A 15986-nucleotide genomic window follows, 5' to 3' on the forward strand; every position below is an offset into this window, starting at 1 on the left:
GCGCCGCGCGCGTAGCCGTCGGTAGGCAGGAGGGCCGGGGCCCGGGACGTACACCGTCCTGGGCCCCGGCCCTTTGCGCTGTCCGGTCGCGCCCCCGCGCCCCGGGCGCCCCGGTGCGGCGCACCGCCCCGGGGGAACGGGAAAGGGCGCCGCCCTGGTTCCGTTGTGCCCACCCGTTCCGCCCCGGCGGAACGACTGCCCACAACGGGGCGGGGCGGGAGCGAGGGAGGAAGGGCCCGGCCGGGGCCGGGCCCTTCGGGTGGTCAGGCCTTGCGGAGGCGGAACGTGAGGGACAGACCCTCGTCGGTGAACGGTTCGCCGTACGTCGCGTCCGCGTCGGTGGACGCGAAGTCCGTGGCCAGGACCTCGTCCGCGATCAGCTCGGCGTGGTCCGCGAGGGCCGAGACGACCTCGGGGTCGGTCGACTCCCAGCGCAGGGCGATACGGTCCGCGACGTCCAGGCCGCTGTTCTTGCGGGCCTCCTGGATCAGGCGGATCGCGTCCCGGGCCAGGCCCGCCCGGCGCAGCTCCGGGGTGATCTCCAGGTCCAGGGCGACCGTCGCGCCCGCGTCGGAGGCGACCGACCAGCCTTCCCGGGGCGTCTCCGTGATGATCACCTCGTCGGGGGCCAGGGTGATCGTCTCCCCGTTGACCTCCAGCGTCGCCTCGCCGTTGCGGAGGGCGAGGGAGAGCGCGGCGGCGTCGGCGGCGGCGACCGCCTTGGCCACGTCCTGGACACCCTTGCCGAAGCGCTTGCCGAGGGCACGGAAGTTCGCCTTGGCGGTGGTGTCGACGAGCGAGCCGCCCACCTCCGAGAGGGAGGCCAGCGAGCTGACGTTCAGCTCCTCCGTGATCTGGGCGTGCAGCTCCGGCGACAGGGCCTCGAAGCCCGTCGCGGCGACCAGGGCGCGGGAGAGGGGCTGACGGGTCTTGACGCCCGACTCCGCGCGCGTGGCGCGGCCCAGCTCGACCAGACGCCGCACCAGGGCCATCTGGGCGGAGAGGGCCGGGTCGATGGCGGAGAGGTCCGCCTCCGGCCAGGTGGAGAGATGGACGGACTCGGGCGCGTCCGGGGTCACCGGGACGACCAGGTCCTGCCAGACACGCTCGGTGATGAACGGGGTGAGCGGGGCCATGAGGCGGGTGACCGTCTCGATGACCTCGTGCAGCGTCCGGAGGGCCGCCTTGTCGCCCTGCCAGAAGCGGCGCCGGGACCGGCGCACGTACCAGTTGGAGAGGTCGTCGACGAACGCGGACAGCAGCTTGCCGGCCCGCTGGGTGTCGTACGCCTCCAGGGCCTGGGTGACCTGGTCGGTCAGGGCGTGCAGCTCGGAGAGCAGCCAGCGGTCCAGGACCGGGCGGTCGGCGGGGGCGGGGTCGGCGGCGGAGGGCGCCCAGTTCGAGGTGCGGGCGTACAGCGCCTGGAAGGCCACCGTGTTCCAGTAGGTGAGAAGCGTCTTGCGGACGACCTCCTGGATGGTGCCGTGGCCCACGCGCCGCGCCGCCCACGGGGAGCCGCCGGCCGCCATGAACCAGCGCACCGCGTCGGCGCCGTGCTGGTCCATGAGCGGGATGGGCTGGAGGATGTTGCCCAGGTGCTTGGACATCTTCCGGCCGTCCTCGGCGAGGATGTGCCCGAGGCAGACGACGTTCTCGTACGAGGACTTGTCGAAGACCAGGGTGCCGACGGCCATCAGCGTGTAGAACCAGCCGCGCGTCTGGTCGATGGCCTCGGAGATGAACTGCGCCGGGTAGCGCTTCTCGAAGAGGTCCTTGTTCTTGTACGGGTAGCCGTACTGCGCGAACGGCATCGAGCCCGAGTCGTACCAGGCGTCGATGACCTCGGGGACACGGGTGGCCGTCTCCCGGCAGGTGGGGCACGGGAAGGTGACGTCGTCGATGTACGGGCGGTGCGGGTCCAGGGACGACTGGTCGGTGCCGGTGAGCCCGGACAGCTCGTCGAGCGAGCCGACGCAGGTGAGGTGGTTCTCCTCGCAGCGCCAGATCGGCAGCGGGGTGCCCCAGTAGCGGTTGCGGGAGAGCGCCCAGTCGATGTTGTTGTTGAGCCAGTCGCCGAAGCGGCCGTGCTTGACGGAGTCCGGGAACCAGTTGGTGTTCTCGTTCTCCTCCAGGAGCCGGTCCTTCACGGCGGTCGTACGGATGTACCAGGACGGCTGCGCGTAGTACAGCAGCGCCGTGTGGCAGCGCCAGCAGTGCGGGTAGCTGTGCTCGTACGCGATGTGCTTGAAGAGCCGTCCCCGGGCCTGGAGGTCGGCCGTGAGGGCCTCGTCGGCCTTCTTGAAGAACTGGCCGCCGACCAGCGGAACGTCCTCCTCGAAGGTGCCGTCGGCCCGGACGGGGTTCACCACGGGCAGGCCGTACGAGCGGCAGACCTTGAGGTCGTCCTCACCGAAGGCGGGGGACTGGTGGACCAGACCGGTGCCGTCCTCGGTGGTGACGTAGTCCGCGTTGACGACGTAGTGGGCGGGCGCCGGGAACTCGATCAGCTCGAAGGGGCGCTCGTAGGTCCAGCGCTCCATCTCGGCACCCGTGAAGGTCCGGCCGGTGGCCTCCCAGCCCTCGCCGAGGGCCTTGGCGAGGAGCGGCTCGGCGACGACCAGCTTCTCGGTGCCGTTCGTGGCCACGACGTAGGTGACCTCGGGGTGGGCGGCGACGGCCGTGTTGGACACCAGGGTCCAGGGGGTCGTCGTCCAGACGAGGAGGGCGGCCTCCCCGGCGAGGGGGCCGGAGGTCAGCGGGAAGCGGACGAACACGGAGGGGTCGACGACCGTCTCGTAGCCCTGGGCCAGCTCGTGGTCGGACAGGCCGGTGCCGCAGCGGGGGCACCAGGGGGCGACGCGGTGGTCCTGGACCAGCAGGCCCTTGTCGAAGATCTCCTTGAGGGACCACCACACCGACTGGACGTACTCCGGGTCCATGGTGCGGTACGCGTCGTCCAGGTCGACCCAGTAGCCCATGCGGGTCGTCAGCTCGGCGAACGCGTCGGTGTGGCGGGTCACGGACTCGCGGCACTTGGCGTTGAACTCGGCGATGCCGTACGCCTCGATGTCCTTCTTGCCGGAGAAGCCGAGCTCCTTCTCCACGGCCAGCTCGACCGGCAGGCCGTGGCAGTCCCAGCCGGCCTTGCGGGCGACGTGGTAGCCGCGCATGGTGCGGAAGCGGGGGAAGACGTCCTTGAAGACGCGGGCCTCGATGTGGTGGGCGCCCGGCATGCCGTTGGCGGTGGGCGGGCCCTCGTAGAAGACCCACTCGGGGCGGCCCTCGGACTGCTCAAGGGACTTCTGGAAGACCTTGGCCTCGCGCCAGAAATCGAGCACGGCGTGCTCGAGCGCGGGCAGGTCGACCTGGGCGGGTACCTGGCGGTACTGCGACATCGAATCCTCCGGCGGACTGTTCCTCGTTCCGTCGGAGGGACGAGAGCGCCTGCGCTGCGCGGCTCCCGCGGTACCACCCTCCTTGGCCCCGGGCGCCTCGTGGGCGCCCTGAGCCCCCTCATTGGGGTCGCGATGCCGGGTCTACTGACCGCGCGGTCTCCCGCGGGCGTTCTTCCGGCGGCTCCGGGGTGATGCTTCACATCGGGCTCGCCCCCGGGCTCTCACCGTCCCCGGGTCGCTCATGGCTGCGTACGACGCTACTCGTCCCCATCCAAGCCTTTCGCTGCGCCCAGTGTAAGGGCCCGACCGGCGAGCGGCCGACCCCTTTCCCGGCGGGTGGGCTAGTGACCCGAATGGCCACACGCGGTGCGACCGGCTCGGGGGCGGGTGCGGAGGCGGATTACCGGGCGGGGAGCTGGGCACAACGGATGCAGGCCGTCCTGGCCGCGGGTACGGGGCGTCCGTACCGGCGGCGTGCCCCGTTGCCGCGGCGCTCCGGTCGATTTATCGTCCCAGCACGATTCGCGAGCAAGATCACAATATGTGAAGGGGCCGCGAGATGGTGGCGAAGAAGACCGCCGAGAAGAAGACGGCGTCCGGCAGATCCGCCGCCACGGGCGCGGCGGCCAAGGACACGACGGGGAAGAAGAGCACGGCGTCGGCGACGGCCGCGGGGCGGGCCGCGCCCGCCCGGGCCCGCAAGACGGTCACGAAGAAGGCCGTGGGCGGTGCGGCAACGAGCAGCACCGCGCGGGGCGGCACCGCTGCCGCTGCCGCGAAGCGGGCGGACCGGTCCGCGAAGCGCGCCGAGACGGCGGAGGCCGCGGCGCCGACCCCGCCGGGGCGCACCGCCTCCGACCGGGCCGCGCCGGCGGCCAGGAAGACCGCCGCCCGGGCCACGGCCCAGAAGGCCGCCTCCAGGGCGGGCCGTGCCGCTCCCGGGACCCCCGCCCCGGACGGCGGCACCCCGGAGGCGCCCGCCCGGAGGGCCGCTGCCGCTGCCCGGAGCACCTCCGCGCCCACCCGTAAGGCGACCGGGGAGGCCGGCAAGGAGCCAGCCGGCAAGAAGGAGGCGTCTGGCCGCGGCCGCGCGGGGAAGAAGACCGCTGCCGACGAGGCGGGCGGCGCCGGTACGCCCGCCGGAACGGCGACGGGCGGGGCGACCGCCGGCGGGGCGACCGCCAAGGGAGCGACCACCGCCAAGAAGACGGCCGGCAGGGCGCCCGCCAAGGAAACGACCGCCAAGGAGGCGACCGTCAAGCAGGCCACCGCCGGTAGGGCGTCCGCCAGGACAGCGACCCCAGGCAAGGCGACCGCCAAGGATGCGGCTGCCGACAGGGCGAGCGCCGGAGCAGCGACCTCCGGCGAGACCACCGCCAAGAAGACGGCCGCCAAGAAGTCGACCACCACCAGGAAGACGACCGCCAGTAAGGCAGCCGCCAAGGCAGCCGCCCACGAAGCGACCTCCGAAGCAGCGACCGCCGGCACGACGACCGCCAGGAACACCACCACCAAGAAGACGGCCGCCGACAACACCATCGCCAAGGACACCACCGGCAAGAGCACCACCGCCAGGAAGACCACCGGCAAGAACACGACCGCCAGGAGCACCACCGCCGGCAAGACCGCCAAGAAGGCCACCGCCCGGGAGGCGGGCTCCGCGGAGGTGGCGGAGGGTGGGGCGGGGGCCCTCGGCGGGGTCCGGGCGGGGAACGAACGCGTGGCCGGCAAGGCCGCGGGAAAGGCCGCAGCCGCGGCCGAGGGGGCGGCCGAGGCCGCGGAGAAGACAGGAGCCAGGAAAGTGGCAGCGAAGAAGACCGCGGATGTGACCACGGCGCCGGCCGCCTCGGCCGTACCGACCGCCAGGGGCGTCGCCGAGACGGCGCCCGAGGACCTCGCCGTACGGCCGGGGGAGGAGCCCTGGAGCCCCGAGGAGGTCGCGGAGGCGCGGGCCGAGCTGGAGAGCGAGGCGGTCCGCCTCCAGGCGGAGATCACCGCCTCCGAGGAGGCCCTGTCCGGGCTGATGCGGGACTCCGGGGACGGCGCCGGGCACGACGAGGCCGACACCGGGACCAAGAACATCACGCGCGAGCACGAGATGGCGCTCGCCGCGAACGCCCGGGCCACGCTGGAGCAGACCCAGCACGCCCTCCAGCGGCTCGACACGGGGACGTACGGCCTGTGCGAGGTGTGCGGCAAGCCCATCGGCAAGGCGCGGATGCAGGCCTTCCCGCGCGCCACCCTGTGCGTGGAGGACAAGCAGAAGCAGGAACGGAGGGGCTGAGGGAGCCGCGTCCGCACGTGTGTGCCGTACCCTCGTGCTCAGTCAGGCACCTAGGTTGAGGGACTCACGTGGCAGAGGCGGAGCGCACCATCGGTACGCCGGATCTTGACGACGAGGCTGCGGCGCCCGCCGAGCAGCCCAGGGGCAGGCGCCGCGTCATGGCGCTGTTCGGCGTGGCCCTGGTGGCCTACCTGCTGGACCTCGGCAGCAAGATGCTCGTCGTGGCCAAGCTGGAGCACCACGAGCCGATCCAGGTCGTGGGAGACCTGCTGAAGTTCGTGGCGGTGCGCAACCCTGGCGCGGCGTTCGGCATGGGCGAGGCGTTCACCGTGATCTTCACCTGCATCGCGGCGACGGTCATCGTGGTGATCATCCGCCTGGCGCGCAAGCTCTACAGCCTGCCCTGGGCGATCGCGCTGGGGCTGCTGCTCGGCGGTGCGCTCGGCAACCTCACCGACCGGATCTTCCGGTCGCCCGGCGTCTTCGAGGGCGCGGTCGTCGACTTCATCGCGCCCGCGCACTTCGCCGTGTTCAACCTGGCGGACTCGGCGATCGTGTGTGGCGGGTTCCTCATTGTGATCCTGTCGTTCCGGGGGCTGGACCCGGACGGGACCGTCCACAAGGACTGACAAGGCATACTCGACGGGTGAGCACGATTCCCGAGATCCGTACGCTGCCCGTTCCCGATGGCCTCGAAGGCGAGCGCGTCGACGCCGCCATCGCCCGTATGTTCGGGTTCTCCCGGACCAAGGCGGCCGAGCTGGCCGCGGCCGGGAAGGTGCTCGTCGACGGCGCCGCCGTCGGCAAGTCCGAGCGGGTGACCGGCGGCGCGTGGCTGGAGGTCGAGATGCCGGGGGCCCCGGCCCCGGTGCAGATCGTCGCCGAGCCCGTCGAGGGCATGGAGATCGTGCACGACGACGACGACATCGTCGTGATCGCGAAGCCGGTCGGCGTGGCCGCGCACCCGAGCCCGGGCTGGACCGGGACGACCGTGATCGGCGGTCTGGCGGCGGCCGGGTACCGGATCTCCACGTCCGGCGCGGCCGAGCGGCAGGGCATCGTGCACCGCCTGGACGTCGGTACGTCCGGGCTCATGGTGGTGGCCAAGTCGGAGCGCGCGTACACGCTGCTCAAGGCGCAGTTCCGCGACCGTACGGTCGACAAGCGGTACCACGCGCTCGTGCAGGGGCACCCCGACCCGCTGAGCGGGACGATCGACGCGCCGATCGGGCGCCACCCGAACCACGACTACAAGTGGGCGGTCACCGCCGAGGGCAAGCCCTCGGTGACCCACTACGACCTGATCGAGGCGTACCGCGCGGCCTCCCTGCTGGACATCAAGCTGGAGACCGGCCGCACCCACCAGATCCGCGTGCACATGTCGGCCCACCGCCACCCGTGCGTCGGCGACCTGACCTACGGCGCCGACCCGACGATGGCCAAGCGCCTCGGCCTGACCCGCCAGTGGCTGCACGCGGTGCGCCTGGGCTTCGAGCACCCGTCCGACGGCCGCTGGGTCGAGTTCGCGAGCACCTACCCCGACGACCTCCAGCACGCCCTGGACCGGATCGCCGCGGAGAGCGCGTGAGCGGATTCGTCGTCCGGGAGGCCGTGAGCGCGGCCGACCGGGAGGCCGGTTTCGCGGTGCGCCGCGCGGTCTTCGTCGTCGAGCAGGGCGTTCCCGAGGACATCGAGTACGACGCGTACGACGCGACCGCCGTCCACGTACTGGCCGTCCGCCGCGCCGACGGGGCGGCCCTGGGGACCGGCCGGCTGCTGCACGGGGCGGATGCGGCCGGCAAGACCGGCGGCGCCGAGGGCGTGGGCTCGCTGGGCCGGCTCGCGGTGGCCGCGGCCGCGCGGGGCCTGGGGGTCGGCGTGGCCCTGGTGCGGGCCGTCGAGGAGGCGGCACGCGCGCGTGGGCTGACGGCGGTGGACCTCCACGCCCAGACGCACGCGCTCGGCTTCTACGAGCGCCTCGGGTACGAGGCGTACGGCGAGGAGTTCCAGGACGCCGGGATACCGCACCTCGCGATGCGACGGGTCCTGTGACGCCCGTGGCAGGGTTGAACTCCTGATCATCGTGGAGTGAACGGCCGGAGGGCGCACCATGGACCAACTGGCGCTGCTGCTCGTGCTGCTGCTGGGGGCGGTGCTGTCCGTACCCCTCGGCGAGCGGCTGGGGCTGCCCGCCCCGGTGCTGATGACGCTGGCGGGCATCGTGCTGGCGCTGCTGCCCTTCGTGCCGAACGTGGAGGTCCCGCCGGAGTTCATCCTCCCGCTGGTGCTCCCGCCCCTGCTGTACGCGACCGTGCAGCGGACGTCGTGGCGCCAGTTCGCCGCGAACCGGCGGCCCATCTTCCTGCTCGCGGTGGCGCTGGTGTTCGTCACCACGGCCGCCGTCGCCGCCGTGGCGAGCGCCGTCGTCCCGGGGCTGCCGCTGGCGGCCGCGGTCGCGCTGGGCGCGCTCGTCGCACCGCCCGATCCGGTCGCCGCGACCGCCGTGGCCGGCTCCCTGGGGCTGCCGCGGCGGCTCGTGTCCATCCTGGAGGGCGAGGGACTGTTCAACGACGTCACGGCGATCGTGCTCTACCACGTGGCGATCGGCGCCGCCGTCGGCGGAACGTTCTCCTGGGGGGAGGCCGCGGGCGAGCTGGTGCTGTCCGCCGTCGTCGCCGTACTGGTCGGGCTGGCGCTGGGCTGGCTCTCCAACAAGCTGATGGGCCTGCTCGGCGACGCCACCCTCCAGACGGGGCTCACCCTGCTGGTGCCCTTCGTCTCCTACGTGCTCGCCGAGGAACTGCACGGCTCCGGTGTCCTCGCCGTCCTCGTCACCGCCCTCTTCCTGGCCGAGCACGCCACGGACGCCGACGACGTGATGGGCCGGATCGCGGGCCGCACCTTCTGGGAGATCGTCGACACCCTCGTCACCGGCGTCGCCTTCGGGCTGATCGGCCTGGAGCTGCACAACGTCTTCGGCACGGCCGACGGGCGGGAGCTGCGGATGCTGGGCTGGGGCGCCGCCGTCGTCGTGTGCGTCGTCGGCGTACGGCTGCTGTGGCTGCTGCCGGCGACCTGGCTGGCCAAGCGGCTGCACACCCGCCGGGACTACGACGAGGAGATCCCCATGAGCTGGCGGGAGACCGTCGTCATGTGGTGGTCGGGCATGCGGGGCGTGGCGTCGGTCGCGCTGGCGCTCGCCATCCCGTTGCACACCGAGGACGGGGCGCCGTTCCCCGGCCGGGACGAGATCGTCTTCATCGCCTTCTGCGTCATCATGGCGACCCTGGTCTTCCAGGGACTCACCCTGCCGTGGCTGGTCAGGAAGCTGGGCGTACGCGCCGACACGGACGCGGAACGGGACCTGGAGCGCAGGCTCGCCGTGCGGGCCGCGGGGGCGGCGAAACGGCGCCTCAAGGAGATCGAGGAGGTCGAGGACCTGCCGGAGGACCTCCAGGAGCGGCTCCAGCGCATCGCGTTCGACGTGGGGGCGCGGATCAGCCCCGACCTGGTCGATGAGGAGCGGCGGTCCGCGTCCGCCCGCCGGGTGGAGCGGTTCCGGGCGATGCAGCGCATCCAGCGGGAGCTGATGTCGGCCGCGCGCCACGAGGTGCTGGCCGCCCGCAGCGAGCCCGGCGCCGACCCGGAGGTCGTGGACCGGGTGCTGCGCCACCTGGACGTCCGCAGCCTGCGCTGACCCCGCGCGCCGAGCGACGAGGGCTCAGCCGCGGCCGATGCGGGGGGCGCCCGCCGGGGCGTCGCCGTTCGGGACGTACTCGTCCGCGTTGTTGCTGTGCACCTCCGCCTGGCGGGGCGGGCGGTCCGCCGCCTTGCCGAGCGCGGGCCACTGGCCGTCCGGCGGCAGTGTCGCGGGGGCGGTGGTGATGCGCGGGAGCGCGTACCGGTGCTCGTCGAGCAGCCAGGCGATCATCTGCTCCCGTACGACACAGCGCACGGTCCAGACGTCGTCCGCGTCCTTCGCCGTGACCACGGCCCGCACCTGGATGGTGCTCGGTGTGGTGTCGGTCACGGCCAGGGACCAGTCGCGGCCGTCCCAGGCGGGGCAGTCCGCGAGGATGCTCTTCAGCTTGTCGCGCATCAGGGCCACCGGGGCCGCGTGGTCCAGGTGGAAGAAGACCGTGCCGGTCATCTGGGCCCCGCCGCGCGACCAGTTCTCGAACGGCTTGCTGGTGAAGTACGACACCGGCATCGTGATCCGCCGCTCGTCCCAGGTGCGTACGGCCAGGAACGTCAGCGTGACCTCCTCCACCACGCCCCACTCGCCGTCCACCACGACGGTGTCGCCGATCCGCACCATGTCGCCGAAGGCGATCTGGAAGCCGGCGAAGAGGTTGCCGAGCGTGGACTGCGCGGCGACACCGGCGACGATGCCGATGATGCCCGCCGAGGCCAGCATCGAGGTGCCGATGGTCCGGAAGTCGGGGAACGTCAGCAGCATCGCGGCGGCGGCGACCACACCGACGACCGCCGTGACGATCCGCATGATCAGCGTGACCTGCGTACGGACCCGGCGGACCCGGGCCGCGTCACGGGTGGAGGAGGCGTAGCGGGCGTAGCTGGACTCCACTATGGCCGCGGCGATCCGGATCACCAGCCAGGCGCTCGCCCCGATCAGCACCAGGCTCAGTACCTGCCCTATCCCGGCCTCGTGGTCCTCGATGAGCCGCCAGCGGGTCTGGGCGTACGCACCGCGCAGCAGCGCGGTGAGCAGGACGACCTGCAAAGGCAGCCGGCAGCGGCGCAGCAGCCCCCACAGCGGGGTCTCGTGGTGCCGGGCATCGGCTCGGCGCAGCGTGATGTCGACGAGGTAGCCGACCACCAGCGTGAGCGCGACCGAGCCACCGACGACGGTCAACGGGCGCAGTGCGTTCTCCATGGGCTCCGAATCCAACTGGCAGGATGGCCGGATGAACATCATGCTCTTCCACTCGGCCTACGGTCCGCGCCCGGCCGTGCACGCCGCAGCCGACCGGCTGCGTGCCGCCGGGCACCACGTGCACGTGCCCGACCTCTATGACGGTCAAACGGCCGCCACCCTGGAGGACGGCATCGCGCTGAAGGACGGGATCGGCAAGGAAGAGCTGCTCAGGCGGGCCGTCATGGCCGCGGCTCCGTACTCGGAGCAAGGGCTCGTGTACGCCGGGTTCTCGCTGGGGGCGTCCGTCGCCCAGACCCTGGCGCTCGGCGACGAGAGGGCGCGGGGGCTGCTGCTCCTGCACGGCACGTCCGACATCGCGCCGAACGCCTCGGTGGACGAGCTGCCCGTGCAACTGCACGTGGCCGATCCGGATCCGTTCGAGCCGCACGACTGGCTGAACGCCTGGTACCTGGGGATGCGGCGGGCCGGTGCGGACGTCGAGGTCCACCGTCACCCGGGCGCCGGACACCTGTACACCGACCCGGACCTGCCGGACTACGACGAGGAGGCCGCCGAGCGGACCTGGGCCGTCGCGCTGTCCTTCCTGGAGGGCCTGTAGGCGCCGGTCCCGGCCCGGTGCTCCGTACGCGCACGGGCATGGGCATGGGCACGGGCAGGGGCACGGGCATAGGCACGCGCACGCACACGGGCGCGGGCACGGTGCCGCGCGTACGCCGCACCGTGCCCGTGCCACTCCTGCCGGGTCGTCAGCCGGCGCGGTACGCGGTCCAGTGCTCCTTCATGCGCTGCACCTGGCCGCCGGTGAACTGGTACATGCAGGCGTCGTAGGTGTAGTCCATGAAGTTGTGGATCGGGTCGGTGCCCGCCTTGCTGGCGCAGGTGTCGCGCCCGGTCGGGCACTGGTAGGCCGCGCTCTTCTCGGCGGGGGTGTCGGTGACGTAGTCGCCGTTGCCGTTACAGCCGCCCTGGAAGGTGTGGTAGAGCCCCATCCAGTGGCCGACCTCGTGCGTGCCGGTGTCGCCCTCGGCGTAGTTGGCCGCCGTGCCGCCCGGGAGGGAGGCGTCGAGCACGACCACGCCGTCCATGCTGGGGTTCGACCGGTACGAGGACGGGAAGGTCGCCCAGCCGAGAAGGCCGCCGCCGAGGTTGGCCGTGTAGAAGTTGAGCGCACCGGCACCGCCCTTGCGGAGGGCGGACTTCATGGCCTTCTCCTCGGCCGAGCCGGAGCTGAGGTTGTACCAGGCGGCGTTGTCGGTGTAGTCGGTGCCGGCCAGCGAGAACTGGAAGCCCGAGTCGGTGTTGCCGGTGCCCTGGCCGCCGTAGGCGGCGTTGAGGACGGCGAGCTGCCCGCTGATGTCGGCGGCGTCGAGCTTGCCGGTCTCGCCGTCGTGGATGACGTGGAAGTAGACCGGGATGGTCGTGGCGGCCGCGACGCTCATGCGGCTGCCGTTCGCCCGCGCCGCCTCCAGTCTCTTCCGCAGGTCCGCGTCCATGGCCTTGGCCTTGGCGTCGGTCACCTCGTTGGGCTCGTGCGCGTGGGCGGCGCTCCCGGGCTTGATCTCGCGCGCGGCCGCTCCCGCGCCGGCCTTGCCGTCGGCGCACTCGTCGGTGACGGCGGCGGTGGGCGACGAGGCGGCGGCGACGCCCGTCGGGGCGGAGAGCGGGAACAGCGCCAGGGATCCGGCCATGGCCGCCGTGGCCAAAGCACGACGGTGCAGACGCGGAGATATCCGGGCAAGAGCACGCATGGTGACTCCTCGGGGGGGTTGTGGAGAGGGACTTCCTCGCCACCGCCGGGGAGATTACGTGGCCATGTCAGATCTTGATGAGCATTGAACAAGCCCAATCAATCGTTGAGTAATTGACGACATCCGGGAGAAATCCTTCGGCCCGTTCCAGGCTGTGAGACGCGCATGTAACGGAACACGACATCAAGGCGGGCGGTGTGTCCGGATTCGATCTACCGGAACACGCCGCCCGCCATGGCTGGGTGATCTTCTGTTAACAGGAGCAGGATTGGCTGAAAATCGCCCCTGAGGGAGCGTCAGCGCACCGGGGCGTACACCCGCTCGACCTTCTGCGTTCCACTGGCCGTCCGGTAGGAGCGGATCCAGGCCGACGAGGCGTCCGGCCTCCTCTTGTCGGACACGGTGTAGTAGTCCATCTGCGAGCGCTCCGCGGTCACGTCCAGGACGCCGTACCCGTGGTTGTCCATGTCGACCCACTTCACATGCCGGTTGGCCCCCCGGATCGCCGTCGCGGCGACCAGCGAGACGGTGCCGGGGGCGACGTGGAGGAGGTCGTCCAGGTTGTCGGACGTCACCGACGTCACGACGAACTCGGTCGCCGCCGACCGGGACGCCGGGTAGGTGGCCGCCGTCACCGGGACGTCATTGGCCCACGCCATGTGGATGTCGCCGGTCAGGAACACGGTGTTGGTGATGGACCGGTCCGTCAGGTGCGCGAGCAGCTCCCGGCGGTCGTCCGTGTAGCCGTCCCACTGGTCCACGTTGATGGCCAGGCCGCCCTTGGGCAGGCCCAGCAGCTCCGTGACCGGCCCCAGCAGGTGGGACGGCAGGGAGCCGAAGGCGACCGGCGAGATCATCACCGAGGTGCCGACCAGCTTCCAGGCCGCGTCGGAGGACGCCAGCCCCGCCTTGAGCCAGTCCAGTTGGGCGCGCCCGGTGATGGTGCGGTCCGGGTCGTCGACCCGGCCGCTGCCCGTCGACGCCTGCTGGGACCGGAACGAGCGGAGGTCCAGCAGGTGCAGGTCGGCCAGCCTGCCGAAGCGCAGCCGGCGGTAGACCGTGCCCTCGGTGGAGGCCCGGACCGGCATCCACTCGAAGTACGCCTGCTTCGCGGCCGCCGCCCGGGCGGCCCAGTCGCCCTCCGCGCCCGGCGTGTGGTTGTCCGCGCCGCCGGACCAGGTGTCGTCGGCGAACTCGTGGTCGTCCCAGATGGCGATCACCGGGTGCGCGGCGTGCAGCGCCTGGAGGTCGCCGTCCGTCTTGTAGGTGGCGTGCCGGAGGCGGTAGTCGGCGAGGGTGACGATCTCGTGCCTCGGCTCGTGCTGCCGCACCACGTAGTCGGGCTTGGGATAGCCGCCCGTCTCGTACTCGTATATGTAGTCACCCAGGTGCAGGACCGCGTCCAGGTCGGTCCGGGCCGCGAGGTGGCGGTACGCGGAGAAGTGGCCGGCCTCCCAGTTGGCGCAGGAGACCACGCCGAAGCGGACCCCGGCCGTCGGGGCGTCGGCGGCCGGGGTGGTGCGGGTGCGGCCCACCGGGGAGACGGCCGTCGAGGCGTCCGTACCGGCGCTGAAGCGGAAGTGGTAAACGGTCTCCTGGCGCAGGCCCCGCACGTCCACCTTCACGGTGTGGTCGGACGCGGCCGTCGCCGTGACGGCGCCCCGCGCCACGATCCGGGTGAAGGCCCTGTCCTCGGCGACCTCCCATCTCACCTCGGTGTCCGGGCCCTTGCCGGACCCCGGCACGGCCTCCGGGGACGGGGTCACCCGCGTCCACAGCAGGACACCGTCGGGCAGCGGGTCACCGGAGGCGACGCCGTGGAGGAAGGCGGGGATCCTGGCCTCCGCCGCGGCGGACGTGGCGGCGCCCAGGACGGGAGCGGCGACAGCGGTGGCGGCAGCGGCCTTGACGACCGTGCGGCGGCTGGGGGCAGAAAGGTTTCGACTGGTCACGGCCGATCAGATTACTGATCGGTAGAGCACTCGGGCGGGTGAACTGCCCTCTGTTCACCCGCCCTTGGCCGAAAGCCACGCCCCGCTCACCGCGTGGCCTCCTCCGCTACCCCTTGAGGGCCTTGTCGACCGCGGTGGTGAACTCGGCGGCGGTCATCGGGGCGTTCTCGCCGCCCGCTTCCGTGACCGGCTTGCCGTCCATCTTCAGCGTGGGCGTGGCCGACACGCCGCTCTTGTCGAAGGCCTCGGACATCTTCATCGCCCAGGCGTCGAAGGTGCCCTCCTCGACGTTCTTCCGGAAGGCGGCGTTGCCCTTCAGGGCCGGGACCGTGTCGGCGACCTCCAGCAGGTAGGAGTCCTTGGCGAACGCGTCCTTGCTCTCCTCGGGGTGGTACTTCGCCGAGTAGAGCGCCGCCTTGTAGTCGAGGAACGCCTCCGGGCCGACGTCGAGGGCGGCGCCCAGCGCGGACAGGGCGTTCTTGGAGCCCTCGCCCCGGTCGCTGTTGTCGATGAACGTCGCACCGACGTACCTGAGCTTGTACTTCCCGGCGGCGACGTCCTTCTCGACCGTCTCGCCGACCTGCTGCTCGAACGTGGCGCAGACCGGGCAGCGGGAGTCCTCGTAGAGCTCCAGCGTCTTCCTGGCGGCGGGCTTGCCGATCACGACGGTGGTGCCGTCGGCGCCCGAGGTGTTCTTCGGCGCGGTGACGCCCTTGGCGTCCTTCGCCGCGTCCCAGTGCGAGGGCTCGTTCGCCCGCATCACGGCGTAGCCGATGCCGCCGGCGACCGCGAGGACGGCGACGACCGAGACGGCGACGGTGATCTGCCGGCGGACCTTGTCCTTCTTGGCCTGGCGCTCGCGCTCCTGGCGGAGCCGTTCGCGGGCCGCCGCCTTGTTGGCCTGGCTGTTGCGTGCACTCATGGTGGTCTTCTCCGTGGATCCGTACGAAAGGGGGGACTGCCGTGCCCGGGCGGCGGACAGCCGCCCCGGTGGTCACGCGGCCAGGGCCGCCCGGCACGGCGGTCCGCGCCGTCCCACGGAGTGCACGAGGAGACGGGTGCGCGACCGGCGCGGCCGGCTCGCGGGCCGCGGACCCCGCCGTACGGTCCGGCCGGCCGCGGCGACCACGGCGACCGCGAGCAGCAGGGGCCGGAAGGCGAACGCCGCCACCGACCGCACCAGCCCGGCCAGCGCGTCCTCGCCGCGCCGCAGCCACGCCGAGGCGATCAGCCCGACCGTGACGTGCGCGGCCAGCAGCAGCCACGGCAGCGCCGGGTCGGGGGAGCGGAGCAGCGCCATCGCGCCGCTCTCCGGGCCGGCGACCCCCGGCAGCGGCATGCCCACCGGGCCCCCGCACAGCACGTCGACGCCCACCGACCGCAGGGACCCCGCCACGGGGCCGCCGGCCGGGCCGTAACAGACGTGCTGACCGGTGGTGAAGATCGTGTCCGCGGCCAGCTCCAGCGGCACCAGGAGCCCGGCGATGCTCCAGAACCCCCGCTGCGCGCCCGCCAGCGCATACGCGACGCCGAAGACCCCGGCCGCCACGCCGGCGACGGTCGCCACCGGCAGCGCGACGCCGGACAGCAGCACGTGGGAAGCCACGGACAGCGTCACGACCAGTGCCGTGAAGAACGCCGCCCGCAGCCACCTGAGCCGGGTCCCGGATATGCCGTCCATCGTCCGAGAGTCTGCCACGCCCGCCC

At 72.3% G+C, this 15986-nt stretch carries 12 protein-coding genes; 6 read left to right on the forward strand and 6 right to left on the reverse strand.

The features are described from left to right. Positions 1–263 precede the first annotated feature (263 nt). Positions 264–3395 (reverse strand): isoleucine--tRNA ligase, encoded by a 3132-nt coding sequence (gene ileS / locus ACF068_RS23140; protein ID WP_392276178.1) that lies wholly within the window; start codon positions 3393–3395, stop codon positions 264–266. A 559-nt stretch (positions 3396–3954) separates the two neighbouring features. On the opposite strand from ileS, the gene ACF068_RS23145 reads away from it, so the two are divergent. The 5 genes from ACF068_RS23145 to ACF068_RS23165 all read left to right on the forward strand — a co-directional run bounded on the left by ACF068_RS23145 (position 3955) and on the right by ACF068_RS23165 (position 9376). Further along, complete coding sequence (locus ACF068_RS23145; RefSeq protein WP_392276179.1) at positions 3955–5679, forward strand: TraR/DksA family transcriptional regulator; 1725 nt, start codon at positions 3955–3957, stop codon at positions 5677–5679. Positions 5680–5747: 68 nt separating this feature from the next. After that, positions 5748–6308 (forward strand): signal peptidase II, encoded by a 561-nt coding sequence (gene lspA / locus ACF068_RS23150; protein ID WP_392276180.1) that lies wholly within the window; start codon positions 5748–5750, stop codon positions 6306–6308. Between the two features lie 17 nt (positions 6309–6325). Continuing rightward, positions 6326–7267, forward strand: coding sequence for an RluA family pseudouridine synthase (locus ACF068_RS23155; protein ID WP_392276181.1), 942 nt, complete (start codon positions 6326–6328; stop codon positions 7265–7267). Next, entirely contained in the window at positions 7264–7731 is a 468-nt protein-coding gene (locus tag ACF068_RS23160; RefSeq protein WP_392276182.1) for a GNAT family N-acetyltransferase, read from the forward strand. The genes ACF068_RS23155 and ACF068_RS23160 overlap by 4 nt, the downstream gene beginning before the upstream one ends. A gap of 58 nt (positions 7732–7789) precedes the next feature. Further along, positions 7790–9376 carry a Na+/H+ antiporter gene (locus ACF068_RS23165; RefSeq protein WP_392276183.1) on the forward strand — a complete coding sequence of 529 codons (1587 nt, stop codon included), beginning with the start codon at positions 7790–7792 and terminating at the stop codon, positions 9374–9376. 24 nt (positions 9377–9400) lie between these two features. Here the strand turns inward: ACF068_RS23165 and ACF068_RS23170 are convergent, their stop codons facing one another. Further along, a complete protein-coding gene (locus tag ACF068_RS23170; RefSeq protein ID WP_392276184.1) occupies positions 9401–10576 on the reverse strand; it encodes a mechanosensitive ion channel family protein in 1176 nt (391 codons plus the stop codon). A gap of 31 nt (positions 10577–10607) precedes the next feature. Between ACF068_RS23170 and ACF068_RS23175 the strand changes: the two genes are divergently transcribed. Continuing rightward, a complete protein-coding gene (locus tag ACF068_RS23175; RefSeq protein WP_392276185.1) occupies positions 10608–11177 on the forward strand; it encodes a dienelactone hydrolase family protein in 570 nt (189 codons plus the stop codon). Between the two features lie 148 nt (positions 11178–11325). Here ACF068_RS23175 and ACF068_RS23180 read toward each other — a convergent pair whose 3' ends face one another. The 4 genes from ACF068_RS23180 to ACF068_RS23195 form a co-directional block, all read right to left on the reverse strand. Next, complete coding sequence (locus ACF068_RS23180) at positions 11326–12327, reverse strand: zinc metalloprotease (protein ID WP_392276186.1); 1002 nt, start codon at positions 12325–12327, stop codon at positions 11326–11328. Between the two features lie 296 nt (positions 12328–12623). Next, positions 12624–14279 (reverse strand): alkaline phosphatase D family protein, encoded by a 1656-nt coding sequence (locus ACF068_RS23185; protein WP_392276187.1) that lies wholly within the window; start codon positions 14277–14279, stop codon positions 12624–12626. Positions 14280–14385: 106 nt separating this feature from the next. Continuing rightward, positions 14386–15201 (reverse strand): DsbA family protein, encoded by an 816-nt coding sequence (locus ACF068_RS23190; RefSeq protein ID WP_392276188.1) that lies wholly within the window; start codon positions 15199–15201, stop codon positions 14386–14388. Between the two features lie 72 nt (positions 15202–15273). After that, positions 15274–15960 (reverse strand): hypothetical protein, encoded by a 687-nt coding sequence (locus tag ACF068_RS23195; RefSeq protein WP_392276189.1) that lies wholly within the window; start codon positions 15958–15960, stop codon positions 15274–15276. Positions 15961–15986: the final 26 nt, after the last annotated feature.

This window comes from Streptomyces sp. NPDC016309, assembly GCF_043077235.1.
Taxonomy (GTDB): Bacteria; Actinomycetota; Actinomycetes; order Streptomycetales; family Streptomycetaceae; genus Streptomyces.

What these genes read in the sequence shown, in the direction of transcription:
- ileS (WP_392276178.1), bottom strand. Translation starts at nt 3,395, where the DNA reads ATGTCGCAGTACCGCCAGGTACCCGCCCAGGTCGACCTGCCCGCGCTC.
- ACF068_RS23145 (WP_392276179.1), top strand. Translation starts at nt 3,955, where the DNA reads ATGGTGGCGAAGAAGACCGCCGAGAAGAAGACGGCGTCCGGCAGATCC.
- ACF068_RS23165 (WP_392276183.1), top strand. Translation starts at nt 7,790, where the DNA reads ATGGACCAACTGGCGCTGCTGCTCGTGCTGCTGCTGGGGGCGGTGCTG.
- ACF068_RS23170 (WP_392276184.1), bottom strand. Translation starts at nt 10,576, where the DNA reads ATGGAGAACGCACTGCGCCCGTTGACCGTCGTCGGTGGCTCGGTCGCG.
- ACF068_RS23175 (WP_392276185.1), top strand. Translation starts at nt 10,608, where the DNA reads ATGAACATCATGCTCTTCCACTCGGCCTACGGTCCGCGCCCGGCCGTG.
- ACF068_RS23180 (WP_392276186.1), bottom strand. Translation starts at nt 12,327, where the DNA reads ATGCGTGCTCTTGCCCGGATATCTCCGCGTCTGCACCGTCGTGCTTTG.
- ACF068_RS23190 (WP_392276188.1), bottom strand. Translation starts at nt 15,201, where the DNA reads ATGAGTGCACGCAACAGCCAGGCCAACAAGGCGGCGGCCCGCGAACGG.
- ACF068_RS23195 (WP_392276189.1), bottom strand. Translation starts at nt 15,960, where the DNA reads ATGGACGGCATATCCGGGACCCGGCTCAGGTGGCTGCGGGCGGCGTTC.